Genomic DNA, 24,482 nt, shown 5'->3' on the forward strand with positions numbered 1-24,482 from the left:
AAAAAGGAGGAATACTATGGATCGCCTGGATTTGATATCACGGATCGAAGATGCCAGACAGTTGTTATATCGAATGCATATGGAATACGGCAGTCTGCTTCATCCGGAAGTGATCCAGCAATCCGTAGTCCTGGACGGGCTTATTAATCAATACAACAGAGCCAAGGTAGGAAAGGCGATGAATTAAGTTCGCCTATTTACATTTGCGTTTTTGTATACTATAGTTAGTTACATGAGTAACTAACCGACTAACTGACTAATGAATACGTATGAAAGTTGGAAGCACATGAAATCGACTTTGGATGAATCTCAGCCTATTTTTCATCAGATTGCCACAATGATTATGGACGATATTGTGGAAGGCAGATTGAAGGTGGAAGAACAGGTTCCCTCAACCAATGAACTGTCACGCTTCTACAATATCAATCCGGCTACAGCCCGCAAAGGACTGCAGGAACTCGTGGACAAGGGGATTATATACAAACAGCGAGGTGTTGGAATGTTTGTTGCAAAGGGAGCAAGAGAAGCATTGCTCGTTGAACGGAAGCAAGATTTTTATGAAGAATACATCAAGCCTTTACTTGAAGAAGCCAGACGGATTCACATGAATGAAGACATGATCATTGATCTGATTCGCGGCAAGAAGGATAAGGAGAGTGAGTTATGATTCATATGGAGCAGGTCAACTACAGCTACCAGAAGACGCCCGTTCTGAACCAGGTTACGCTACATGAGAGTGAGCCAATCATTAGTGCAATTTGGGGAAGAAATGGAGCGGGTAAAACAACCATGATGAGTTTACTTGCAGGGCATAACCGCCCGGACAGTGGAACCGTTCAGATCATGGGTCAAGACCCCTATAATAATCTGGTTGCCCAAGAGCATCTGTGCTACATCCAGGAGAATCATCCCCTGGGGAAAAACTGGACAGTTAGTGATATGGTTCAAATGGGACAATATTTTCATCCGCAGTGGAATCAGGATTTGGCTGAACGTTTAATCGATGTGTTCGAACTACCGGCGAAGAAAAAGATCATTAAATTTTCGAAAGGCATGAAGACTGCTGCCCAGATTATATTGGGTCTTGCCAGTAATGCAAAGATAACCATTCTGGATGAACCTACCAATGGACTCGATGCTGAGAAGCGTAAATTCTTCTATAATGCGCTACTGGAAAGTTATGAAGATAACCCGCGTCTGATTCTCATATCCAGTCATCATATTGTGGAGATTCAGCCTTTATGTGAGTCCCTTATCGTTTTGCAAGCCGGAGAGGTGTTGTTAAATCAACCGATGGAAGAGATGCGCGAAAAAGGAGTTCTTCTAACAGGGGGAATTGATGATATTAACCGAGTTACAGCAGGTGTTAAAGTTATAGAGTCTTCCCAGATGGGATCAACTGTAAAAGTGATGATTGATGAGCCCTACTCGAAAATGTGGAAGGATATCGCTCATTCACAGGGGCTTTCCATTGAGAAAGTGACATTACAAGATTATTTGGTTAACAGGACCCGTAATCAAGAGGGGGTTAAACCATGAACGCAGTAAAAGGTACGAACCGACTGATTCGCGATGATATGCGTTTGTTTCTGAGCATATTTTCATCCATCGCTCTAATGCTCGCCGTTGTATATCTGGCCATTGGCTTCATATTTGATGTCTCGTATGCTACGCAACTGTTTGGTCCCATGTACGGAGGGATATGTGCGTTTGCCATCGGGGGAATGATTACACTGTTTCCGGTTGCGATTGGTATGGGCAGTACACGAATTCAATTCATGAAATCCTTCTATATGAACTCGGTATGGATGGTTGCAGGCACCATGGTCATTCTGCATGTGGCGTATTTCCTCATACACCTGCTTCAGGAAAAAGGAATTGTTGACGTAACCCTTTATCAACCAGGCATGTTGTATTCAAACAAATATCATTTTTTATCCTACCTGTGGATCGATCTGATGAGTGGCTTTCTCGTACTGGGAATCTCTGTCTTCCCAACGGTTTGTTGGATGCGCTTGGGGATGCGTAACTTCTTCATTATGTTCTTCGGGGTTGGCTTGTTCTTTACGCTGATAATTACATTGGGCGATCTTGGTGAGTTGATGTTGTGGATTGCTAGGATCAATCGCATGACATTGTTCACCGTTCTGGGATGCATTGGTGGTGCGCTACTTCTATCTACGTACCCCATGATGAAGAATGCGCCGCTTACCATGAAATCCAAAAAAGACTGACAGGAAACAGTTATAAAGGAACTGGGCAAGGAATCTAAGTGAAATCATTCCGAAATCAGAAAACACGAGTGCGAACACGCCTCGTGTTTTTTGTATCATATTAAATCACTGAATATACCTATTCAACAATCTTTGTGCGGAATTCCAAATGAAGGTGCACCCTTAAGCCTGAGCCTGCGGTTTGAATCCTTCGTCTTTGAGATACTCGCCAGCTTCGCTACGCGTTTCAAAAGCCATATCCAGGTTATCACCGGAATACACATACCACATGTCATCTTCGTATTTTAAAGTCAGCGTATGTCCATCTTCATCGATCCACGTTCCGCCACCCGTAGAGATTGTAGACAATGCAGGAGCAGCAGCTTTTACTTGTTCTGGCTCTTGGAATTCAACTGCGTTGGGATTGTGAGACATCGCTTGGATCGTTTCATCTAACAAGGTGCGCAGATCTGCTTCGGAGTAATCACGAATATTGACGAATCCTTTAGCATCGGTCTCATAGTTAGGCAGTAGTCCTGCATAGATATAACCGTTTCCATTAGGGTGAATATGGAGAGCAACAATTTTTTTATCATACGCACTATCCTCGTAGTGGAAATTAACTCGACCGAGAGAAACATCTTTGCGTTGCAGTTGGGGATACGATTGTAGTACTTCAAGCTTTTGTTCCACGTTAAGCATAATTGCCTCCTGTAAATGTTCAATAGAGGTGATTATAACATGCCCTCCTGTTAATTTCCCGATAAAATGTTTCTCCCCAGTTCTTTTAGGTGTTCCATAACTTGCAGATAGGGATATGGCCCGTAACTTACACGTGCTACACCCAGTGTGGCAAGCTGTTTTGGTGAAGGCTCAGGAGACGTAACCATAACGTTAATTGGCAGCGGTGAACGCTCACACAATTCCTGAATCAGTTGGTGATCCTGCAAACCGGGTACAAACAGACCACTGGCTCCTGCATCTGCATAATGGCTCGAACGTATAAGTGCTTCCTCCAGGAGAGAGTGGTTATGGTGTTCAGGTGCATGTTGCAGAAAAATATCTGTGCGGGCGTTAATGAACAACGGGATGCCTGCCTGCTGCGCAGCTTCCCGGGCGGCGGACAATCTCGGGCATTGCTCCTCCACAGTGTACAATCCCAAGCCAGCGGGAAGTTGATCTTCCATGTTGATTCCTACAGCACCATGATCGATGACTTGCAGGATATTTTGCTTCACTTCTGACACAGACCTCCCATACCCTCCCTCTATATCGATCGTTACAGGCAGATCCACGCTCGCTGTAATCCGTGCGAGATTGGCAAGCACCAGATGGAATGACATGGCTTCACCGTCGTGTTCACCGTGGGCCGAAGCAACGGACCAGCTTCCGGTAGCAATGGCCGTTGCTCCAGCGGATTGGATGGCTTGTGCGCTTCCGGCATCCCATACATTGACCAGAACAAGTGGTTTTCCTTTCACATGGTATTGTTGGAACAACGCTGCTTTTTCTTCTAAGGTACTCATATTATGTTGACTCTCCTTTGTTATATCATGCATTCCTTTGGACATTTGATACGTACTTCATTACTTCATTTCTGTTTTTCAGCTACCCTGTTTTTGTTTCTCGTGAGTCAACAGCCAGTTTTTGCGAGTTAATCCTCCGCCGTATCCGCCCAACTCACCACTGGCATTGATTACACGGTGACATGGAATCACAATCGCAAGCTGATTGGCCCCATTCGCCTGTGCCACAGCTCGGCAAGCAGTCGGTTTTCCCAGTGCATTTGCAATCTCTTGATATGACCTCGTTTCACCAGCCGGAATGGCCAGCAACTCGTCCCACACACGCTTTTGGAATGGTGTTCCTAAACAGAACAACGGTGTGTCGAATGCTGTCCGAATACCTTGAAAGTACTCGTTTAGTTCACGCTCAATGGACTGGATGGGAGCTGTAGTGCCGGGTACAATCGCTGATTTGGTTCGTTTGCGCAGACGCTCAACTTCGCGTTCCAGACCTCTGCGGTCCACAAATTCCAGTAAATATAGCGACTCCTCATCAGCAATAGCCATCATCGGGCCGAGGCGGGTGTCAATCCAGGACGCTTTTAGGATATGTCCTTCATCGACTTGTGTAGGGGCGGCACCCATGATCCGTGAAAAGGCATCGCGGAAGCCGCTGCTTGATTCATATCCAGTAGATAATTGGCTATCAATCACGGTGCGGCCGGAGCGAATATTTTTCAGGGCAAGTCCCATGCGGCGAGCGCGAGCATATTCTACAAAGGTCATGCCGAACCGCTTCTTGAATTGTCGGCGAGCAGTGGATTCGTCGATGGAGAGGGCCTTGAAATCCTGTTCTTTCCAGCGTTTCTCCGGATTTTTCTCCACAGCTTCCACTAATATGCGAACGACATCGGATACCTGGTTAGGGTGAGAAAGTGGACGACAGCGCTGGCAAGGGCGATAAGAGGCCAGAAGTGCCTGTTGAGCCGTCTCATAGAATTCGCAGTTTTCGAATTTTGGCTTTCGCGCAGGGCATGTGGGACGACAGAACACACCTGTGGTTCGGACTCCAACATAGAATAAACCCTCGTATTCCGAATCCTTGGCCACAAGCGCCTCGTAATATTGTTCCTTCAGATCAGCAGAAATCATGGGGGCACGTCCTTACTCATTAGAATCTTTATCTATACTTATTATAGAAAAACGTTGCAGCAAGCATCGCCGAAAATCAGGCATGAATATTGGATAAATTGAATCTGATATAACATTGAAATTCGGTTGTTCAGAATTTGTTTAGAGTGCACTGGTAGTATAGACCTATCAGGATAGGGTGACTTAGGCAAAGATACCTATATAGTGAAAAAGTGAGTTGTTGATCATTCATTGTTATAGGAAAAATACATAGGTAAACATGAAATTAAAGATTAGCGGAATGAAAGTCTGGAGGTCGACTAGAATGAGATATTCTACGTACAAAAGTATTTATGAATCCGTTTATACCAAAACGTCCGAGTCCCGCACCATGTATGTCAAAGATCAATTCATGCAGCGTGTGAAGACGCCAACCTGGCTAATGAAGATCGTCACTATAACTCTAATTATAATCATAGGGTGTAGTGCTGTATTCACTGCATTTGCCGGGGATGAGCAATTGTTGTCGGGGGACCAGATCGTTGTATCTCAGGGAGATACACTGTGGGGCATTTCATTGGTACATAAACCTCAGCAGATGGACACTCGTGTGTATGTAGAAGCGATCAAGAAAGTGAACAAAATAGAGCTTAACGCCATTCAGATTGGACAAGTGTTGGTCTTGCCTGGGTTTGATCGATAAAATAAACGGTGCATGACGTCATGAACAGAGTTCTTTTTTATTCATTGAGGTGCAGTTACATACTGAATTTATTAATCATTTACATATAATGGAGCTTCATGTGGGACGATATGGTGTAGTGATTAGTAAGTGGCGTGCTATATAAGTTGAACTAAAGAATATTTACACTGACACTACGATGACAGAATAACCTTCCAATCGCTGTTATCCCCAGATTTTTTGATTCCCTTTTCTTAAAGGGAAAATCCGGGGATAAAGGCGAACGCTTCGCTTTTTCAGGTTTTTTCTGTCCTCTCCGTTATCGTGTAAATGATTAGTTCAACTGATATAGATATATGTGCTGTAGATGAAAGAAGGGAGAATTAGATGATGAAAATAAATATAAAGAAATCTGTACTTTGCATATCTGTGCTCTGTATTTCGCTATTAGTTAGTGCCTGTGGTGCCAAGAATAATAATGAATCGGTTCAGGAGCACGCCTATCCGCAATCGAAGCAACCCGTAGAGGAAGCTGGAGAAAACTCTGTTCCGAATGCGGATGCGAAGAATAACAATGACAAAGGCAGTGCCAGTGGTGATGAGGGCAAGCCGACGGCTCAATCGGAATCCACTGAACCGTCTGAGCAGATTGATATCGTCATTGACCAGTCGGAGAAACCGAGCGAGGGTAACAGCTTTGATTTTGGAATTAAACAGGTTCCGAAGGGGTATACACTAACGGAGATGCGGTGGACGTCTAACACGGTGACGATTGTGAATTCACTACAGGAAGCCATTGAACATGGTGGAAATGGAGAAGATGGCTTTTACTTTAGCGGCAATGGACAATTCTCCGGCTTTATCTATTCGGATGAGATGAAGGGCGAGCGGGGCAAAGCGACATTTGTCTTCACAAATGATGAGGGGAACGAAATCATGTCCGAGAAAGAAATTACGTTGAAGTAGCGTAGGCATATCATGAAGGCTCCATCTAGAGCCTGTTGAACAGGAAAAGCAGCCACTTGGGCTGCTTTTTTTGACATCCATGATTACAAGATCGCCGATCTATCTGTCGCTACATCTATAAAGATTGAACTGAAGATTTACACTAGAACGTAGAGGACAGAAATAACCAGAAGAAGCAAAGCGTTCGCCTTTATACCCTGATTTTCACCTTTATAAAAGTAATTAAAAAAATCGGGGGATAACAGCGATCTGAAGGTTGTTCTGTCATCGGAGTGGCAAGTGTAAAAATTACTTTTTAGTTCAATTTATATAGTTGCTACATAAAGTCAAAGAAATAACGGACCACGTGGAACATAACCGGAGAGGTATAGGTCAGGCTATCGACCCGGCTCAGGTAGCTTTTTTTGAGCGAATCGAACTTGTTGTCATCTCCAATTAACAGATCGCGCTTCAGTACAGACACCGTCAGACTACCGAAGAATCCAGCCAAACTGATCAACACCCCGATGAACAGCGAGAATTTCCAATCAAATGGCGTCAGGTAGGGATGGATGAAATAAGACGTAGCTGTCGTTACAATAAACGCACACGCGAACCCTTCCCAGGTGACAAATGGATTGGCGGTAGGCACCACTTTTCGTTTGCCCAGATAGAGAGAGACCAGATAGTGCACCACATCATTAAGCTGTGTTAGCACGACCAAGAACAGCACCAGCTTGGAGCCGTACTCCGGTGAGGCAAATGGGAAATAGGCCAGGTGGCTCAGCCCAAACACCATCAGCATTAGTCCCCATTGTGTGGAGCTGACACTGCGCAGGAAACCGACCGTACCTTTGTTAATCAGGCGTGGCAAGGGCAGCACCAGGAACACATATAGGGGAATAAACACGATAAACATGCCATACCATCCAATGTAGATCCAGTAAAACTGAACCGGAATCGCCAGATACGCCCACAGGAACAGCCTACGGTCGGCTTTGCGTGTACTGCGAATCATGGAGAAGTATTCTTTGAGTGAGAAGAATGCAAGCACCATGAGGGAGATGAGGGACACAATGGGGTTAAAAAGGGTAGCGAGGCAGAAAATCACAAACATACCCCACCAGGTTTTAATTTTTTGGCCGATGCCTGAATAGTCTTTGCTTGGCTGAAGCTTTGCAATAATTTTGTACACGATATGTATCACAAGTAAAGCTGTGAAGATTAACGTTAGTGTAAAGAGTGAACTGCTCACGTACCGATCACCTGCTTATTCAAAGTAAGATTCCATTGTAGGGTACCTATGTTATTATGAAGGAATAGTGCCAACTTGATAAGGGGAAATTTTGCTATGACAGATGAACGCTCCATCTATATCCTGCTTACGAATACAGGAACGCTGTTTACCAAGGTTATTCAGAGCTATACCCGAGCGCCATATAATCACGCATCGATCTCATTTGACCGGGAGTTGACCGAGCTGTATAGCTTCGGCCGCAAGCATCCGAGTAATCCGCTGAATGGCGGATTTGTGAAGGAAAATATTCAGACAGGTACATACAGCAAGTATCCCAATACCACATGTGTCATATACAAGCTTCAGGTGACGGATCGTGAAGTGGAAAAGATGAAACGTGTGCTGCACATCTTCATCCGAAGCCGCCAGAAATATATGTACAATCTGCTCGGCGTGATCGGCATTACACTCAAGGAACCGGTGGAGTTCAGCAACTCCTACTTCTGCTCCCAATTTGTAGCCGAGATTCTACAGCGTTCGGGAATCAAACTGTGGAACAAGCTGCCTGCGCTGGTGACACCGGATGATTTTCGCCAGAGTGAACGATTGCAATTGGTCTATGAAGGAAAGCTAAGCGAGTATACGCTGGGGAATACAGAGCAAGAGTAGGGTAGGTGTGTGTGCTGATGCTTGCCAAGGAAATCGAACCATGAAACAGCCTGCTGCCACGAATGACGAGGCAACAGGCTGTTTGTGTACTTCATATGGATGAGGATGGGGATCGGTCAAAATCAACCTCTTCAAGGAATTCGATCACTTCACCATTCGGACTGTGGACGAGCGCATTTCTAACCCGAAGTGCAGGTTCGCCAAGCGATATCCAATCCGGTTCAACGTAGGCCTTGGCTCCATAGGCGAGCGCTCGCTGATAGATATCTTCTACATCATGCACGTAAAAGGCGAAATGTAACAGTGCGCCGTGCCGGACCGCTTCAGGAGAGGTGGCAGGTTCACCCTCGGCAGGAATGACGGCTTTTGGATCAAATACCTCAATACAGGTGCGCTGATCCGGAGAGATCAGCATACATGCCTCGGTAATGTGGAAGGAAGGCAAACTCCAGGAGTGACCGACCTTGAAGCCTAATACTTTTGTATAAAACGCCAGAGTATCTTCGTAATTACGAGCCTGAATGGCTACATGTGCAAGTCCAATAACACTCACATTACATCGCTCCTTCTTCAGATTGTATTCTAAATTATAGGGTTGATATCGCATTGGAACCATACAATATCAAAGGATATAATGAGATAAAATCTAACTATTTTTAGCTAATTTATCAGGGAAACCTTATTAATTAAGTCGACGACTCGGAGGTCTTGCAAATGGAACACATGATAGATGAAATCGATCAGCAGATTATGCGCTTGTTGCAACATCATGCACGTATCCCCGTTGCACAGATCAGCAAAGAAATTAACATGTCCCAACCTTCGGTTAAGGAAAGAATTCTGAAACTGGAGGAGAGAGGTGTAATAACGGGATATTCGACCATCTATAATCTGGCCCGGTTAAACCGTGGAACCACGACGTTTATTTTGCTCAAAACAGAGCATTGCGACGAGTTGGTCAATTTCTGTGAACAGGCTATCGAAGTCACGGATGTCTATCGGATTAGCGGTGAGTATAACTACCTGATCAAGGTACAGACGGCGTCCATTGAAGAACTTGCCGAATTTCAGGATTCACTGGTGAAGCTGGGACCCTCCAAATCCCATATCAGCATGAAAAATATTATGGAAAACCGTGTTCTTCTTTAAGATATGAGAGAGACTAGAGAGAAGACATTTGTTCTGGCGCCGGATTCGTTCAAAGAAAGCATGACAGCGAAAGAAGTATGTATCGCGATGGAAAAAGGGTTGCGTAAAATATATCCGACGGCACGCTATATTCATGTACCTATGGCAGATGGTGGGGAAGGTACGGTGCAGTCCCTTGTGGACGCTTCCGGCGGCGTCCTTCACCAGCACGAGGTGAGCGGACCATTGGGGCAGACAGTCACTGCACAGTATGGCATTCTGGGTGGCGGAACAACGGCGGCCATCGAGATGGCATCGGCCAGCGGCATCCACTTGGTTACCAAGGAGACCCGGGACACGCTCCGGACGACAACCTATGGAACAGGCGAGTTGATTCGCGCATGTCTGGACCTTGGCATACGCAAGATCATCATTGGCATTGGTGGTAGTGCGACCAACGATGGTGGGGCTGGCATGGCTGAAGCGCTTGGTGCGAAGTTTCTGGATGCAGAGGGTCGTCCGCTTGCGCGTGGTGGCGGGGTTCTGGATCAGCTGGCTCAGATTGATGTATCTGGTCTGGATGAGCGTTTGCAAGAAGTGGAGTTCATTGTGGCCTGTGATGTGACCAATCCCCTATGTGGGGAGTATGGCGCATCAAGGGTGTTTGGACCACAAAAAGGGGCTACTCCAGAGATGGTTGAACAGCTGGATGCGAATCTGTCCCATTATGCAGATGTGGTGAAACAGCAGCTACACAAAGATATCCGAGATGTACAAGGAGCCGGAGCGGCTGGTGGATTGGGCGCAGGACTCTTGATTTTTACACAGGCTGTATTACGTAAAGGGATTGAGATTGTCATTGAATATACTGAGTTGCGTAAAAAGTTGATTGCTGCGGATGTGGTATTTACGGGTGAAGGCGGTATCGACTTCCAAACGAAATTTGGTAAGACCCCCTATGGTGTTGCTCGGGCAGCCAAGGAAGCAGGTAAACCTGTGATTGCACTTGCAGGTTGTTTGGGCGAAGGGATTGACACCCTCTACGCGGAAGGCATCGATGCCATATTTGGTATTGTGCCTGGAGCAGCAGATCTGGATCGACTATTGCGAGAAGGCCCGGAGAATGTGGAACGTACCGCCGAGAATATTGCAAGAGTACTGAAGTTGGGGTTACTTTCTTAGGTCAGTGACCATCTGGATCGTATAGGGTCGGATTGCGGATTGGAATGTGATGTGACAAAGACGGGATACGGGTATGCCTGATATCAGGTGATCTGTCTCTCGTCTTTTTTGCTGTGAAGTTCCATTGTGTAGTTGTCGTTCAAGTCGCTTCGTTCGCGTTATTTTTACCCTTGATGGCACAATGAAGAAATTGCACATACAGTTACGTATCTGATGACCAATATGTTCACGACGGGCAGCACATTGTATGTGGATGGCGGGTACACCTTGATTTAAGAGTCGGAGCTATATAGGTCCCGAAGAATACTTTTTTTAAAATAAAATGATGAATTTTGGCGAAAAAAGTTGAGATCTATCCTGTTTTTGTACTACAGGGTGGATCTTTTTCCTTTTATTTTCTCTTTTTGTTTAGATTCTGTTTATCGCAGTGCAATACAATAGGCCTTACGTATCAGAGGGATTGAATTTATATGTAAAAACATGAGACAGGGAGGATCAAGTACATGAATTACAGGAAAATAATTAGTTTGATGCTCATTATGGTGTTAATAGCTCCATGGTTGGCACCAGCAGGGAAGGTTAGTGCAGGTGGCTCAAGCCCTGTGCCAGGCAAAAATGGATTAATTACTGTCAAGCTTACTGATGATAATAACATAGAGGTGCGTTGGGGCGCTGGTTTCTCTGACACCACTGAAACTCGTAACCTAAAATATCAGGTCTTTGTTTCTAATACTTCTAATCTGAACAACATGACAGAGATCAGGGACAATCTAGAGTATGGAGATGAGGATTGGGTGTTGGGTTCAACATCTAATGACGATACGTTCTTCAAAATATTTCAAGGTTTAGATACCAGCGAAACGCTTTATTATAATGTGATGGTTGTAGATCAAGATGATATGGAAGCCTCCTATCAGATGAAATCATTCAATCCGAATACACTGCTGAGTCCGTTGGAGCAATTCAACGATGTTAAAGAGAGAAAAGTTTTGGATAATTACACCGATTTTATACCAGAAGTAATGGAGCTGTTTAGTAACAAAGACTTCTTAGCTGATCCCGATTTTGAATCGTTGTCTGAGGATGAGCAATATGAGATTGCAGAGTACATGTTAAAGGAGTCAAGCCCACCAGCATCTAGTAGATATGAGAGTAAGGAACAAGTCCAATATGTAGTGCAATTAGCCTTGCAAGCTCGGAATCTTCCTCGAGAAATTGGTGGACTTGACTCCAGAGAAGTCCTTGATGCATTTTTTAATAAACAAGCAGAGAGACTACAGCTACAATTTCATAACCAGGAAGAAGATAATGAGTACTATGAACGTATCCACTATTATCTTGATTCCTCTGAAATTGAAAGACGTATGGCAGCTTTCAGATATGAGGGTAAACTCACCAGAAATCTTGATATTTCACAAATACTCGATTATACAAAATCTGCATTGGAAGACACCCCTTTTATTAACAAGGTAACAACAGTAGAAGAGATGGTGAACAAGTTAATAAATATGTTAGAAATTCAAGAAGATATTGAATCGTATAATTCCAAAGAAGAAAACCAAGAAAAACCACTTGGAAAATTCCCTTTGGATGTTAGCAAATTGAATGATCTTACTTCCGAAGAACGGGAACAATTGGCTGATCTTATGCTTAGTGAAAGACCACTTGGTGGATATGCAAGTTTTGAAGAAATCCAGACTGCATTTAATAAATTTTTCCCGGATGATAACAAAAGCGATCCATTGAGTGTCTTAAATACTGCAAAGAGCAACAGTAATATAGCGGCTATGCGAATGGCTATGGAAGATCCGGATCTGGGTATTACATTACCCAATGGATACGGTGCCTTGTCTTTGCAGGTTAGAGATTTCATTGCGGGATTCCTGATTGAATATGTAAATAAAGATTACAAAAACAAAGAACAGGTCCAATATATGATTGAACTTGGTGTAATGGCACAATCTGTTTGGGAGCAGAGGGAACTCAGTGTTCTTAGGAATAAACTGGATCTGCTCGCTCAGCAATTAGTAAATGGACCTAATCACTTTAATGACCAACAGACATATGTGTTACGTAGCATTGGACAACAACATTTGGAACGTAGCAAAGTAGATAAAGGTGTACTGGCATTCAATTACTTGCATCTAGTTGCATTCGAAAGGTTGGAAGGAGTGTCTAAAGGGGATATTGTTGAGCCTGATATTGTCCTGAATCTCCTCTCTATGCCTATCGATTCATTTGAGCAAGCTACCTCTATACCGCGAATGGATCAATGGCTTGATAAGGCAATGAAAGATCAGATTAAAGGTGAAGCGTTCTTCAGCAAGTACAAATTTAATCTTAGAGGCGCTCTTGATTTATCCAAAAGAGCAGAACTTAGTCCTGAAGGCCAGAAGGAATTGGCTGAATGGGTCCTAAATGAACAAGACAGTTACGAGGATGTTGGGAATCTACAAAATGTATTTAATCGATTCTTTACGGCTCCTAATGTGAAGGGGAATGACATCAATAACACCCTAACGGGCTTGGACAGCACGATGGAGATTTCTTTTGACAATAAGCTGCACTGGATTGATGTTGCCTTCATTCAAAAAATGGACCTTAGCGGCAACAAAACGGTATGGGTTCGTTACAAAGCAATCAGCGATGAACTGCCAGGCCGCGCCGTGAAGTTTGTCTTTACACAGAATGGTGATAGCAGCACAGATAATGGCAATACGCCAACGCCTAACCCGGGTGGTAGCATAGGTGGAGGTTCGTCCACGACTACACCAGTAACGTCTACACCTGCACCAACAACGAAACAAGAGCAGATCGTGGTTGATGTTAATGGAACAAACGGTACCAACCTGACCAAAACGCCAATCACACGTACAACCGAAACCAACGGCACGATCAAAGATCTTGTGAAAATGACCGAAGCCATTGCCAAGGAATCGGTGGAAAAAGCGAAGCAATTGAATATGAACACCGCACGCATTGTTATTCCAGACACTAAAGATTCCGTGTCCGAGACACGTATTGAACTTCCTAAAGCAGCGGTAAAAGAACTAAATGATGGTTCACTGAAACTTGAAATCTCCACTGAAAATGTAGTGATCTCCGTTCCGACGAATTCCATCGCCGGATTCGATCAAGACTTATACTTCCGCGTTGTACCTTTGAAAAAAGAATCGGAGCGCAAAGAAGTCGAAGAACGTGCGAAGAAAGAGCAATTGATTCAACAAGTTGCTCCGAATACGAATGTTCGTGTACTGGCTCGTCCGGTAGAGATCGACACGAATATGCAGAGCCGCGAAGTGACACTCACGCTGCCACTGCGTGACAGTCTGCCAACTGATCCGACTGTGCGTCAGCAAGCATTGGACAACCTGGCGATCTATATCGAACACAGTGACGGCACAAAAGAATTGATTCAAGGCAAATTGGTGCAACTCGCGGATAACAGCGAAGGCATCGAATTTACCGTAACAAAATTCAGCACGTTCACCCTCGTTGTTGTGGATGGACTGAAAGCTTCACAAAGTACACACCAACCGTACATCCAAGGATTTGGTACAGATTTCCGTCCAGATGCATTCGTAACGCGTGCACAAATGGCAGCGATGCTGGCTCGTAATCTTCCAACTGAAGCAGCAAGTTCCACGAATAGCGTGAGCTACAAGGATGTATCTGCGACACACTGGGCAACAAGTGAAATTCAAAAAGCGCAATCCGCTGGCATCATGAACGGCATGAGTAACACCCAATTTGCACCGGAAGGCTCGATCACCCGTGCACAGATGGCAACGATTGCGTATCGCTGGACGCAGCAACAAGCGAGTGCAACAACCGTGAATGGTCCAGCAGTTTCCTTCACAGACGTATCCGCAGACCTGTGGGCAGCAGATGCGATTGCATACGTGCAATCGGCTGGCTTGATGGTTGGATACAACGATGGCACATTCAAACCGGATAGCAAGCTGACACGTGCGGAAGCCGTGAAAGTGTTGAATGTATTGTTCAACCGCACACCCCTAACTGGCACAGTTACGCCAACGTTCAGTGATGTACCAGATACACACTGGGCATATGCAGATATTGAAGCCGCAGCGCAAAAGTAATATTTTTAAAAGAAAAAAGGGGTCATTAACGCAGTAGCATATGGAAAAGAGAACCCCTAATGACGGATAGGATATGACGATACAATAGATAGAATAAAAAAAGAGCTGTTCCAAAAGCCATACATTGGCTAGGAACAGCTCCTTTTTGCGCTTTAGTGTGACTTAACATTGGTCTAGGTTGGTTAGCGCTTGATCACCCATTAGTTATTCTGTTCACGCAGTTGTACTACTCTTTATCGGGCGTGTGTGAAGCATTCTCGTAAAACTTACCATCCCGCAACTGATCCACGAATCCTTGTAACCAGACGTAGTATTGCTCCGCATGTTGGAGTTTGTGCAGATCACGCAGTGCATCATCTCGATCTTCAGAAGAGGTATGTTCCGAAAGGATCATTGCCGACAGGTCAGGAATGACCTCACGAATGCCTTCTAACATGACATCTACTTCCCGTTGGAGCTTGGCCCCGAAGAAATTCTGGAACGTACGATAGAAGTCGGTCTCAGCCAGATATTGATCCTGGCGCTCCTTCTTTTCCTCCAGTTTATAGATCATCTGTGATTCTGTAAGCGAACGAACCGCATAGCTCATGTTGCTCTTGCTCATATTCATCGAGTTTTTCATCTCTTCAAGTGTCATCGGTCGATCCTCAAAATACATGATGCCGTATAATTTGCCAAACGTATGATTAACCCCATATAGATCCATCGTATTGGCGATGGCCTCAATGACTCTCTCCCTCAGCGCATGCCGATCAGGTAACGAAGAATGATTCGGGTTCCCGGCGGTTTCTTTTCCCACAATGTCACCTCTGGTTTATGATAGCGTTCCCACTAGCTGCCTCATATTTTACATGACTTGCTCCAATTTTAACATAAGCCGGAATTAGAATTTTCAATACGAGTGTACAATCAATTTTGTACAGAATAAATATAAAGCTGATTATACTCAAAAATTCCCAATCATTAAAGAAAAATTGGACAGTAAGGAGTGGGGGATTTGCGTTTAAAACTATGGAGGGAGTCTGAGGCGGTACTATTCACGCTGCCAGCTCTAATCCCATTGCTGATCTTCTGGCTGGGACCTCTGGGATATATCGTTTATCTCAGTTTCACCGATTGGGACTTCATGAGCCCGGACAAGTTGTTTGTTGGTTTGGACAATTACAGTTATCTGCTGACAAACTCTGAATTCTATCGATCACTGAAAGTAACCTTGTTATTCGGACTGGGGAGTGTAATCCCAACTATTGTGGGCGGATTGGCACTTGCGATGCTCATGGATAGCAAGATCAAATCATCCGGCATCTTCCGGACATTACTCTTCTCACCTTGGGTCACCCCGACAGTTGCGGTGTCTATTGCGTGGTCCTGGATCTTCGAGCCCGAAGTGGGACTCGCTAATCTGATGCTGGGCTGGGTAGGCGTATCTCCGATCGGCTGGTTGCGTGACGCGGACTGGGCATTGGTTGCTGTTCTGATCGTCACGCTCTGGAAGTCGATTGGGTGGGCAATGGTATTTTATCTCGTTGCGCTACGAAATCTACCTTCCGATCTGCTCGAAGCAGCTTCAATCGATGGTGCAAACGGTTGGGATAAGTTCAGAAGTATCACATTGCCGCTGATCTCACCAACGACGTTTTTTCTCTCAATTATTCTTACTATCCAGTCCTTGCAAGCCTATGACCAGATCAATGTCATGACGCAGGGTGGACCGGCGGGATCAACGAGAACGTTGCTGTACATGTATTACCAGTCTGCATTCGAATCCTTTAACGTAGGTGAAGCTTCGTCCATCGCCGTTGTGATCATTCTGATCTGCGTGTTGCTCTCGGGAGTATCCTTCCTGCTTGGCAGACGTCTGGTGCACTACTAATGACAATGACATTGCCCAACAAAAAGTCTAAACGGATGAAGCGCAAGGAGTTGCAGAACGTGTCACAACCGAATTTTAAAATAAGTAAATTAATCCGCTACCTTCTGTTAGCCATTATCGCGCTGGGTACAGCCTTTCCCTTCTATTGGATGGTCATTAGCGGGTTCAAAACCAATGATGAGATCTGGCAGTTTCCGCCGACCTTCTGGCCGGAGACGTTCCTGTGGAGCAACTATGTGGATGCCTGGAATGCGGCACCATTTGCCCGTTACATCCTGAACAGTACCGGGGTAGCCTTAGCCATCTGTTTATTTCAGATCGTCAACTCCAGTATGATGGCGTACGCCCTGACACATATGAAATTCCGTCTCAAAGGTGTACTGACATCCCTGATTCTGGTGGGTTATATGATACCGAGTACGGCTGTGTATCTGCCTAGTTACTTGGTGCTTAGTGAGCTTAATCTGCTGGATTCCTACACTGGCCTGATTGTATCCAACTGTGTCAGCGTGTTCTCGATCTTCCTGATCCGGCAGGCGTTCATGCAGGTATCTCATGAATTGGTGGAAGCCGGACAACTGGACGGTGCATCCCACTTCCGGATTCTCTGGACGATTATTACGCCGCTTGTTCGCTCAAGCTTCGCCGTGATGGTGCTGATTACGTTTATTGAACAGTACAACAATTATTTCTGGCCTATGCTCATCACCAAAGACCCTGATTTACAGCTGGTATCGGCGGGTCTGCGTAGCTTCTTTGTAGAAGGCGGGGCATATGGACTTGCTTGGCCACAGATTATGGCTGCGAGTGCCTTCACCATCGCACCTCTACTTATTCTCTTCCTGTTCACCCAGAAGACGATCATGCAGAGCGTGAATATTACGGCTGGTGTTAACAAGAACTGATATGCACTACCATTCACCTAAAACGGGAGGAACAACAATGAATTGGAGTCAGGCAAGCATGACATGGAAAAAGAGATTGAGGTTGAACTGGAAGGGTGGCATGTCGCTGGTACTTGCGACCAGCTTTGCACTGCTGACCGCTTGTGGAACACAAGCACCCGCAGAATCAGGCACGACGGCTGCTGCCAGTGGAACCGAAGCTCAGGCGAAAGATCCGGTGGAGATTGAGTTCTGGTATGGTCTGGGTGGTAATCTGGGCGATAACATGAAAAAGACGATTGATGCGTTCAACGCCTCCCAGAACGAAGTCGTTGTAAAAGGGATTGTACAAGCAGATTACACGGAAACGGAACAGAAGCTGCAAGCAGCAATTGCTTCCAAGAAGGTTCCAGCCGCTGTACTCAGCTCCAATATAGACTGGGCACGCAAAGGATATTATGCACCCATGGATGAGATGATTGTAGCTGATCCGAATTTTAAGAAAGACGATTTCATTCAGACATTCCTGAACCAGGGACAGGTGGATGGAAAGCAATACTTTTTGCCAATGTACGGTACAACTCAGATCATGTATTACCGTATGGATACGTTCAAGGAGAACGGAATCGACCCAGCAACTCTGACGACATGGGAGAAGCTGGCTGAGGCGGCTGCGAAGATGAGCAAACAAGAAAATGGCAAGACCACCTTCTACGGTTGGGAACCGATGTGGGGTAGAGACAATATGATTGATGCCGTGCTGGGTAAGGGCGGACAGATTCTTAGCGACGATGGCAAAACCGTTATGATCGACTCTCCGGAATGGATCGAGACATGGGACTTGTTCCGTAAATGGATTAACGAAGACAAGATTATGGGCATTCATTATGGAGGTCAGGGCTGGGAGTACTGGTACAAAACGATTGATGATGTGATGAAAAATAAAGCAGCAGGTTATACCGGATCTAGTGGTGACCAAGGCGACTTGGACTTTAGCGTAGTCGCTGCGATGCAACAACCAGGCTGGGAAGGTATTGGTGAAGGAAAACCGGTAGCAAGTGCCATTTCGGCAGGTATTCCGTCAGCAGCGAGTCCAGAGCAACAACAGGCAGCTTATAAATGGCTTACGTATTTCTCTGAAACTTCGAACACAGCTTCATGGTCCATGAACACCGGATATATCGCAGTACGTCAATCTGCGCAACAAGATCCAGAGTTCATGAAGTTCAGTGAGGAAAATCCGCAGATCACCGTACCACTGCAACAAGCAGCTCACGCTTCGGCTCCATTCCAGGATCCAACGGGTGGCAAGATCAATGATGCATTGAAAGATGCAGCTGATCAGGTACAGATCAATAATATGCCAGCGGAACAAGCGCTGAAGGAAGCGAAAGAGAAAGCACAGAAGGAACTGGATCGTGTAACGAAATAAGAAACGTATACGGGCAGTTGACTCACGCGATAAGGGCGGTACATGCTGTACCGTCCTTTCCGTTCATACAAGATCGCAGACAAGGAGTTTAACCAATGAAAGATGAGATGTATGTGGACGGATTACCAAATCCGGTTGAAGCCGTTTTGTTTGACAAGGACGGGACATTGCTTGATTTTACGGGAATGTGGGGATTCTGGACCGATTGTGTGTTGAACGACTTCAGAAAACAGTTAGCGACTAGAGGACTCCGTATCGACACAGATGAATTCCCACAGATCTGGGGTACATTCCACGATGATCAAGGCCGAATGAATGGGTATGATGTGCGGGGCCCGCTTGCGATGGGCACGATGGATGAAGTGTATGCCGTGCTGACGTGGCATGGATATCGTGCGGGTCTCAGCTGGGCGGAATCCAAGATTATAGTCCGGGAGTGTTTGGCGCGAGCGGAGGAAGAGATGGAGCAGCATCGTCCGGCACGTCCGTTACCGGGAGTTCAAGAATTCCTTGAACAGTGCCGTAGCGAAGGTGTCGCTATGGGTGTCGTGACGGCAGATGATACACCCAGTGCAATTAAACATTTACAGTGGATGGGACTGGATTCCTTTTTTGACGTGGTGATTGGTACAGATCTGGTGGAGCGGGGCAAACCTTTTCCCGATATGCTACTGCTTGCCTGTGAACGGTTGGGTGTATCCGTGCAGTATACCGTGGTCATTGGAGATACGGACGGAGACATGGAGATGGCACGAACCGCTGGTGCGGGGTACAGGATGGGCATTGGAGAACCGGGAAAAATCCGCTTGGCGGATAGAACGATTCAATCCTTCCATGAATTGCTGAATGGTGGGCTGAATCGATGACAAACAGTCACGCCTACTTGGGCTGGGTACTGTTGGCACTGGCCATCGGGCTGGAGCTGAGCGCTACCATCTTGCTGAAAGTATCGGATGGATTCTCGCGGTTATGGCCTTCGGTGTTGATGTTTGTCTGTTATGGAGCAAGCTTTACCTTTCTCAACTTTGCAGTGAAGTATATGCCGCTGGCTGTGGCCTATGCGATCTGGTCTGGCGTGGGCATTACGCTTATTGGCGTCGTGGGGCATTACTTTTTTGGTGAACGTCTGCGGCTCACGTCGATGGTCTGGATCGGTTTTATTCTGATTGGCATTATTGGACTGAAATGGAGTGATTCTTGATGGGAAATGAACATACACCGGAGCAACCTATTGTTAGCTTCCAGGTCATTACGGACACACATGTGCGAGATGAGGCAGACCATATTCATAACCGGCATCTGGACCAAGCATTAGCCGACATAGCTACATTTAGTCAGGGGAGCAGTGGGATTATGCATGTGGGCGATGTGACGGATCGAGGTCTGCCGAGCGAATATCGTGAGTTGCAACGCATATGGAAGCAGCATGCGGAGAGTTTGCCGGACATCCGGTACACGGTAGGTAACCATGATATTGGAGCCGTGGTATGGCAAGATCCGCCGATCGTTTTGCTTGAGATGAAAGATGATGAAGTAGCCGAGTTGTTGGAGCAGGAAGCAGATATGGAGCTGGTCACTAAACAAACCGCTGCTGAATCAGCTGCACTGATTGAGAAACTATCCGGCGGGACCTATACGTTGTCTGCTGTAACTTCTGAGCAGGAGGGCCAAGACGGGGGACCGATCTCTTCAGGAGTAGACCCCATTACAGTCGCAGGGTTATGGCAGCGTCGATTAAGTGATTTTGAAGGGACAACAGGCATGAAGGGCTCTTATCACGATCACTGGATTGATGGGTATCATTATATTTTCCTGGGCACCGAGCAACCTCATCCGAAGGATTGCGATATGTCGGCCGAACAATTGGAGTGGCTGGATGCGAAATTGTCTGAGCGTGCAACGCCAGAGCACCCCATCTTCCTTTTCTTACACCAGCCGCTTATGGATACGGTGGCAGGATCGATGAAGGAACAAGGCTGGTATGGTGTGAATCAGGATGCAGAACTGAAGGCCGTTCTGGCCAAATATCCGCAAGCGATCCTCTTCTCGGGTCACACTCATTGGCAACTGGAGGCGCAGCATACGATGTACGATGGTGCAGGCCAGATGCCAACCATGTTCAATGCGTCGTCTGTAGGTTATCTCTGGACAGATCAGGATAAGCATCTGGAGGGCAGTGAAGGGCTTCATGTGGAGGTTTATAAGGATCGAGTTGTTGTGAAGGGACGGGACTTTGTCGCGGGTGAATGGATTGCGGGTGTTGAGTTTACGGTGCGTTATCCTGTAAAAGGGTAGTTATTTGGATAGTTAACGGGAAAGGGTCATGCTAAGGGTCAATGTCATTAAGATAAGTCAGACTTGATGATATTGCTCAATGGGTGGCCTTTTTGGTGTCCATCTTAAAGGTATGTATTAGATCATCCACCCCATAAAGTTCCACGTGAAACGTAGCAGGGGAGGCTAGAGTTGGGTAAAGTTGTAAATGGGTATGACTACAAACTATACTCAAATAAGTACACATGATATGCACATACTCGTTAATTTAACCTATTTACGGAGAGGAAGTAGAAGTGGCATGAGAGAACTTCAGGTTCAAACGACATATGGTACCGTTCAAGGCGAACTTTTGCACGATGCAAGCGTATGGAAAGGCATTCCTTATGCGAAACCCCCGGTAGGTGAGTTGCGTTTCAAGGCTCCGGTACAGCCCGAGTCATGGGAAGGAATCAGACAGGCCACTCAATTTGGACCTGAGAATATACAACCTCGAAATCATCAACCAGAAGGCCAGACAGAAATTCCGAATGAGTCAGAAGATAGTCTATATCTGAACATCTGGGCACCTAAGGAAAAAGGAGCAACACCACTGCCGGTCATGGTATGGATTCACGGCGGTTCCTTCGTGTCAGGTTCGGGTAGCCAGCCGATGTATGATGGCACACAGTTAGCGGTACGGGGGGACGTCATCGTTGTGACGATCAACTACCGATTAGGACCTTTGGGTTTCCTGCATATGGCTCCATTGGGTGATTCATATGTATCCAATGCAGGTCTGCTGGATCAGGTTGCGGCATTACAGTGGGTGAAGGATAATATCTCTGCTTTTGGTGGTAACCCGGATCAAGTTACGGTGTTCGGCGAATCAGCGGGCAGTATGAGTATTGCGGCACTGATGGCGATGCCAGCATCCAAAGGACTGTTCCAACGTGCCATTATGGAGAGCGGTGCTTCTCAGTTCATGCCGGCAGAGCAAGCTTCAGCGTTGCGGGAAGGGATGTTAAAGATTCTTGGGGTGGACCGGGACAACCTGCAGAAGTTAAATACAATTCCTGTAGAGCAGATTATTGCAGCCGGTGAAACGGTCAAACAGCAGAGCGGGGCAGGTATGGCATTATTGTTCCAACCTGTATTGGATGGGCATACACTGCCACAGGTGCCAATTCAGGCGGTGAGCGAAGGCTCAGCGCAGGATATTCCGGTGCTGATTGGTACGACATTGCACGAGGGTGCACTGTTCATCCAGCCACATGTACCTTTTTCAAAAGAAATCGATATGGTTCAGGGCGTAGACTTTATGACGCCAGATCTGGAGAACCGGGTAGCCATCGCGGATAGTTATCCAAAAACGGCAGATGGACAAGCCCAAGTCATGACCGATATGTTCTTCTGGCGGTCAGCGCTGCAATATGCTGCGGCACAGCAGAAGTATGCTCCGGTGTGGATGTATCGATTTGATTGGGTGATGCCGGAACATCCCCTGTTAAAAAGAGCGATTCACAGCATCGAAATGTTCTTTGTGTTTAATACACTGCATGTCCTCAAATTCATGAATGCGGAGCCCGACGAAGCTGCGGCGGCACTTGCCCTCAAGGTACAGGATGCCTGGATTTCCTTTGCCAAGAATGGCCAACCTGAAGTTGCAGGTGTGAACTGGCCTGAATATGAGCAGGATCGTGCGACACTAATCTTCAACCATGAGATTGAGGTCATACATGATCCGGATGCAGCCAAGCGAGAGCTGTTAGGGTTATAATCCAGGCTGATTATTTGAATGGATACTCTGAATAACTGCTATGCGCCCGATCAAAAGAGGACGTTCATCTCATAATGAACGTCCTCTTTTTGTAATCCGGCTGAATAATAAGCAGAACGTAAGCACTGAAGAGGTACATTGTGCCGTTATACTCCAAACATTATTTACGAGAGGCACGTGTGCGGGACACCTCATCGAAGTAGAAGGAACGTTTTCCACGGGAGAAGAGTACGATCAAGACATGAACAAAGAGTACGGCGTAGACTAACATATAGATACCGAATGTCCCCAAGGAGATCCACATTTGATAAGGCTGAAGCATAACATCCTGATGACCTGAAAAAGCATAATCGTTGACCAAGCGAATGATCGTAACGAGCAGCCATGGAACATAGAGTGCGGCAAATCTTTTGAATAACGATTCACTGGTAGGTGTGCCGGTCTGACGATTCACATAGCGGAATCGCAAGATGGCCGAGCCTGGAGTTACTCCATTTCGCACCCAAGGTATGAAGAACAGTACAATGACCATAGCAATGGATGTACTTAGCGCATCACTGATCACATCAGATGCTGTGAAGATTGATATCAGAATCGAAAGGAAGACAACAACGACTCCATCAATAATTAACGCGAGCAATTGAGGCATAGTATACACTCGGTTTTGCTCCACGATCTGTTCACTCTTCGCCTGAATGCTTGCACGTGATGGGAATAAAGCAAGCAGGATGGGCGCTGTGAAAAATCCAATGACTGCTCCCGAAGTATTCAATAACAGATCATCTACATCGAAGAGGCGGTAAGGACAATTATAATACCCGTAGAATCCGGTGATTTGAGTGATCTCGAAGAATAAGGAAAGCCCGAATCCACCAAGCAGGGCGTACTTCCAGAATGATCTCTTTTGAAAAAAATAACGGATATATACACCCAGCGGCATGAGAAGCAGGACGTTAAATAGAACTTGCAGAAAGGCTCTGCCCTGAATCATGCTGAGATAGCTGGAAGGCTGGGTCCATACAATGGGTGTTTCCTTCATGATGTCTTTGACAAAAGTGAATGGAACCAGATTGTAGTAGATCGTGTCAGCGGCTTGCTGCGCACAGGTATCTCGCGTAGCCGGAAACGGGAGAATGACGAGGCAATAGGCGGCCAGAATATAAAAGATAAATGAAAAGCTGATGCCAAACCGTGACCAGCTGAAGAAACCGTCTTTACGATACCCATAGATCAACCACGGCACCAGCAAAAACATGGCCGCAACAACAAAGATCAAAAAAGCCGTTTGCACAGGGAAAACATATGAGGACATGAGCAGGAACTCCTTTGGTTTTAAATATAATAACATTCATATAGACATTAAAATTCATGTATGTGTAGTGCGTATCTATTAGTTACATCATAAGTAGTTACCCTTAAAGTGAGGGATGCATGAACCTTAAATTTGGTTTAAATCCATCCATGC

The 24,482-nt window shown here is 45.9% G+C and carries 24 protein-coding genes; 17 read left to right on the forward strand and 7 right to left on the reverse strand.

Annotated features, from left to right (window positions below):
• The first annotated feature begins 16 nt into the window (after positions 1-16).
• From AC1DE7_RS22095 to AC1DE7_RS22110, 4 genes are all read left to right on the forward strand, one after another.
• On the forward strand, positions 17-187 hold the full coding sequence (locus AC1DE7_RS22095) for an aspartyl-phosphate phosphatase Spo0E family protein (RefSeq protein WP_017691550.1): 171 nt from the start codon (positions 17-19) through the stop codon (positions 185-187).
• A 99-nt stretch (positions 188-286) separates the two neighbouring features.
• Positions 287-667, forward strand: coding sequence for a GntR family transcriptional regulator (locus tag AC1DE7_RS22100; protein WP_036611682.1), 381 nt, complete (start codon positions 287-289; stop codon positions 665-667).
• Entirely contained in the window at positions 664-1,539 is an 876-nt protein-coding gene (locus AC1DE7_RS22105; protein ID WP_477535172.1) for an ATP-binding cassette domain-containing protein, read from the forward strand. The genes AC1DE7_RS22100 and AC1DE7_RS22105 overlap by 4 nt, the downstream gene beginning before the upstream one ends.
• The gene (locus tag AC1DE7_RS22110; protein WP_477535173.1) at positions 1,536-2,234 is read left to right on the forward strand and encodes a hypothetical protein; all 699 of its coding nucleotides are present in this window, start codon (positions 1,536-1,538) and stop codon (positions 2,232-2,234) included. Before AC1DE7_RS22105 ends, AC1DE7_RS22110 begins: the two co-directional genes overlap by 4 nt.
• 162 nt (positions 2,235-2,396) lie before the next feature.
• On the opposite strand, the gene AC1DE7_RS22115 is transcribed toward AC1DE7_RS22110, so the two are convergent.
• The 3 genes from AC1DE7_RS22115 to AC1DE7_RS22125 all read right to left on the reverse strand — a co-directional run bounded on the left by AC1DE7_RS22115 (position 2,397) and on the right by AC1DE7_RS22125 (position 4,870).
• Entirely contained in the window at positions 2,397-2,915 is a 519-nt protein-coding gene (locus AC1DE7_RS22115) for a hypothetical protein (protein ID WP_076252018.1), read from the reverse strand.
• Between the two features lie 50 nt (positions 2,916-2,965).
• Positions 2,966-3,739, reverse strand: coding sequence for an isocitrate lyase/PEP mutase family protein (locus AC1DE7_RS22120; RefSeq protein WP_477535174.1), 774 nt, complete (start codon positions 3,737-3,739; stop codon positions 2,966-2,968).
• A gap of 78 nt (positions 3,740-3,817) precedes the next feature.
• Positions 3,818-4,870 carry a bifunctional transcriptional activator/DNA repair enzyme AdaA gene (locus tag AC1DE7_RS22125; protein WP_036611668.1) on the reverse strand — a complete coding sequence of 351 codons (1,053 nt, stop codon included), beginning with the start codon at positions 4,868-4,870 and terminating at the stop codon, positions 3,818-3,820.
• A 304-nt stretch (positions 4,871-5,174) separates the two neighbouring features.
• Between AC1DE7_RS22125 and AC1DE7_RS22130 the strand changes: the two genes are divergently transcribed.
• Positions 5,175-5,552, forward strand: coding sequence for a LysM peptidoglycan-binding domain-containing protein (locus tag AC1DE7_RS22130; protein ID WP_477535175.1), 378 nt, complete (start codon positions 5,175-5,177; stop codon positions 5,550-5,552).
• A 369-nt stretch (positions 5,553-5,921) separates the two neighbouring features.
• Positions 5,922-6,497 carry a hypothetical protein gene (locus AC1DE7_RS22135; RefSeq protein ID WP_477535176.1) on the forward strand — a complete coding sequence of 192 codons (576 nt, stop codon included), beginning with the start codon at positions 5,922-5,924 and terminating at the stop codon, positions 6,495-6,497.
• Positions 6,498-6,813: 316 nt separating this feature from the next.
• On the opposite strand, the gene AC1DE7_RS22140 is transcribed toward AC1DE7_RS22135, so the two are convergent.
• Positions 6,814-7,731 (reverse strand): phosphatidate cytidylyltransferase, encoded by a 918-nt coding sequence (locus AC1DE7_RS22140; protein WP_076252010.1) that lies wholly within the window; start codon positions 7,729-7,731, stop codon positions 6,814-6,816.
• A 96-nt stretch (positions 7,732-7,827) separates the two neighbouring features.
• Here AC1DE7_RS22140 and AC1DE7_RS22145 point away from each other — a divergent pair, with 96 nt between their 5' ends.
• Entirely contained in the window at positions 7,828-8,382 is a 555-nt protein-coding gene (locus AC1DE7_RS22145; protein ID WP_036671746.1) for a hypothetical protein, read from the forward strand.
• 91 nt (positions 8,383-8,473) lie between these two features.
• On the opposite strand, the gene AC1DE7_RS22150 is transcribed toward AC1DE7_RS22145, so the two are convergent.
• Entirely contained in the window at positions 8,474-8,935 is a 462-nt protein-coding gene (locus tag AC1DE7_RS22150; RefSeq protein WP_477535177.1) for a VOC family protein, read from the reverse strand.
• 161 nt (positions 8,936-9,096) lie between these two features.
• On the opposite strand from AC1DE7_RS22150, the gene AC1DE7_RS22155 reads away from it, so the two are divergent.
• The 3 genes from AC1DE7_RS22155 (at position 9,097) to AC1DE7_RS22165 (ending at position 14,795) form a co-directional block, all read left to right on the forward strand.
• Positions 9,097-9,531, forward strand: coding sequence for an Lrp/AsnC family transcriptional regulator (locus AC1DE7_RS22155; protein WP_477535178.1), 435 nt, complete (start codon positions 9,097-9,099; stop codon positions 9,529-9,531).
• Between the two features lie 3 nt (positions 9,532-9,534).
• Positions 9,535-10,692 carry a glycerate kinase family protein gene (locus AC1DE7_RS22160; protein WP_477535179.1) on the forward strand — a complete coding sequence of 386 codons (1,158 nt, stop codon included), beginning with the start codon at positions 9,535-9,537 and terminating at the stop codon, positions 10,690-10,692.
• Between the two features lie 503 nt (positions 10,693-11,195).
• Complete coding sequence (locus AC1DE7_RS22165) at positions 11,196-14,795, forward strand: S-layer homology domain-containing protein (protein ID WP_477535180.1); 3,600 nt, start codon at positions 11,196-11,198, stop codon at positions 14,793-14,795.
• 226 nt (positions 14,796-15,021) lie between these two features.
• On the opposite strand, the gene AC1DE7_RS22170 is transcribed toward AC1DE7_RS22165, so the two are convergent.
• The gene (locus AC1DE7_RS22170) at positions 15,022-15,594 is read right to left on the reverse strand and encodes a GbsR/MarR family transcriptional regulator (RefSeq protein WP_076320388.1); all 573 of its coding nucleotides are present in this window, start codon (positions 15,592-15,594) and stop codon (positions 15,022-15,024) included.
• Between the two features lie 198 nt (positions 15,595-15,792).
• Here AC1DE7_RS22170 and AC1DE7_RS22175 point away from each other — a divergent pair, with 198 nt between their 5' ends.
• The 7 genes from AC1DE7_RS22175 (at position 15,793) to AC1DE7_RS22205 (ending at position 23,017) form a co-directional block, all read left to right on the forward strand.
• The gene (locus tag AC1DE7_RS22175; RefSeq protein ID WP_477535181.1) at positions 15,793-16,668 is read left to right on the forward strand and encodes a carbohydrate ABC transporter permease; all 876 of its coding nucleotides are present in this window, start codon (positions 15,793-15,795) and stop codon (positions 16,666-16,668) included.
• A gap of 59 nt (positions 16,669-16,727) precedes the next feature.
• Entirely contained in the window at positions 16,728-17,573 is an 846-nt protein-coding gene (locus AC1DE7_RS22180; RefSeq protein WP_223199815.1) for a carbohydrate ABC transporter permease, read from the forward strand.
• A 37-nt stretch (positions 17,574-17,610) separates the two neighbouring features.
• Entirely contained in the window at positions 17,611-18,984 is a 1,374-nt protein-coding gene (locus AC1DE7_RS22185) for an ABC transporter substrate-binding protein (RefSeq protein WP_477535182.1), read from the forward strand.
• A 95-nt stretch (positions 18,985-19,079) separates the two neighbouring features.
• Positions 19,080-19,850 (forward strand): HAD family hydrolase, encoded by a 771-nt coding sequence (locus AC1DE7_RS22190; RefSeq protein WP_477535183.1) that lies wholly within the window; start codon positions 19,080-19,082, stop codon positions 19,848-19,850.
• The gene (locus AC1DE7_RS22195) at positions 19,847-20,185 is read left to right on the forward strand and encodes a DMT family transporter (RefSeq protein ID WP_083684565.1); all 339 of its coding nucleotides are present in this window, start codon (positions 19,847-19,849) and stop codon (positions 20,183-20,185) included. Before AC1DE7_RS22190 ends, AC1DE7_RS22195 begins: the two co-directional genes overlap by 4 nt.
• Entirely contained in the window at positions 20,185-21,279 is a 1,095-nt protein-coding gene (locus AC1DE7_RS22200) for a metallophosphoesterase family protein (RefSeq protein WP_477535184.1), read from the forward strand. The genes AC1DE7_RS22195 and AC1DE7_RS22200 overlap by 1 nt, the downstream gene beginning before the upstream one ends.
• A 280-nt stretch (positions 21,280-21,559) precedes the next feature.
• A complete protein-coding gene (locus AC1DE7_RS22205; RefSeq protein WP_477535185.1) occupies positions 21,560-23,017 on the forward strand; it encodes a carboxylesterase/lipase family protein in 1,458 nt (485 codons plus the stop codon).
• Between the two features lie 160 nt (positions 23,018-23,177).
• Here the strand turns inward: AC1DE7_RS22205 and AC1DE7_RS22210 are convergent, their stop codons facing one another.
• The gene (locus tag AC1DE7_RS22210; protein WP_477535186.1) at positions 23,178-24,329 is read right to left on the reverse strand and encodes a VanZ family protein; all 1,152 of its coding nucleotides are present in this window, start codon (positions 24,327-24,329) and stop codon (positions 23,178-23,180) included.
• Between the last annotated feature and the right edge of the window lie 153 nt (positions 24,330-24,482).

The sequence above is a fragment of the Paenibacillus sp. 10L310 genome (assembly GCF_056395745.1).

Coding starts and splice junctions, on each gene's coding strand:
- AC1DE7_RS22095 (WP_017691550.1), top strand. CDS start 17: ATGGATCGCCTGGATTTGATATCACGGATCGAAGATGCCAGACAGTTG.
- AC1DE7_RS22100 (WP_036611682.1), top strand. CDS start 287: ATGAAATCGACTTTGGATGAATCTCAGCCTATTTTTCATCAGATTGCC.
- AC1DE7_RS22105 (WP_477535172.1), top strand. CDS start 664: ATGATTCATATGGAGCAGGTCAACTACAGCTACCAGAAGACGCCCGTT.
- AC1DE7_RS22110 (WP_477535173.1), top strand. CDS start 1,536: ATGAACGCAGTAAAAGGTACGAACCGACTGATTCGCGATGATATGCGT.
- AC1DE7_RS22115 (WP_076252018.1), bottom strand. CDS start 2,915: ATGCTTAACGTGGAACAAAAGCTTGAAGTACTACAATCGTATCCCCAA.
- AC1DE7_RS22120 (WP_477535174.1), bottom strand. CDS start 3,739: ATGAGTACCTTAGAAGAAAAAGCAGCGTTGTTCCAACAATACCATGTG.
- AC1DE7_RS22125 (WP_036611668.1), bottom strand. CDS start 4,870: ATGATTTCTGCTGATCTGAAGGAACAATATTACGAGGCGCTTGTGGCC.
- AC1DE7_RS22130 (WP_477535175.1), top strand. CDS start 5,175: ATGAGATATTCTACGTACAAAAGTATTTATGAATCCGTTTATACCAAA.
- AC1DE7_RS22135 (WP_477535176.1), top strand. CDS start 5,922: ATGAAAATAAATATAAAGAAATCTGTACTTTGCATATCTGTGCTCTGT.
- AC1DE7_RS22145 (WP_036671746.1), top strand. CDS start 7,828: ATGACAGATGAACGCTCCATCTATATCCTGCTTACGAATACAGGAACG.
- AC1DE7_RS22155 (WP_477535178.1), top strand. CDS start 9,097: ATGGAACACATGATAGATGAAATCGATCAGCAGATTATGCGCTTGTTG.
- AC1DE7_RS22160 (WP_477535179.1), top strand. CDS start 9,535: ATGAGAGAGACTAGAGAGAAGACATTTGTTCTGGCGCCGGATTCGTTC.
- AC1DE7_RS22165 (WP_477535180.1), top strand. CDS start 11,196: ATGAATTACAGGAAAATAATTAGTTTGATGCTCATTATGGTGTTAATA.
- AC1DE7_RS22185 (WP_477535182.1), top strand. CDS start 17,611: ATGAATTGGAGTCAGGCAAGCATGACATGGAAAAAGAGATTGAGGTTG.
- AC1DE7_RS22190 (WP_477535183.1), top strand. CDS start 19,080: ATGAAAGATGAGATGTATGTGGACGGATTACCAAATCCGGTTGAAGCC.
- AC1DE7_RS22195 (WP_083684565.1), top strand. CDS start 19,847: ATGACAAACAGTCACGCCTACTTGGGCTGGGTACTGTTGGCACTGGCC.
- AC1DE7_RS22200 (WP_477535184.1), top strand. CDS start 20,185: ATGGGAAATGAACATACACCGGAGCAACCTATTGTTAGCTTCCAGGTC.
- AC1DE7_RS22205 (WP_477535185.1), top strand. CDS start 21,560: ATGAGAGAACTTCAGGTTCAAACGACATATGGTACCGTTCAAGGCGAA.
- AC1DE7_RS22210 (WP_477535186.1), bottom strand. CDS start 24,329: ATGTCCTCATATGTTTTCCCTGTGCAAACGGCTTTTTTGATCTTTGTT.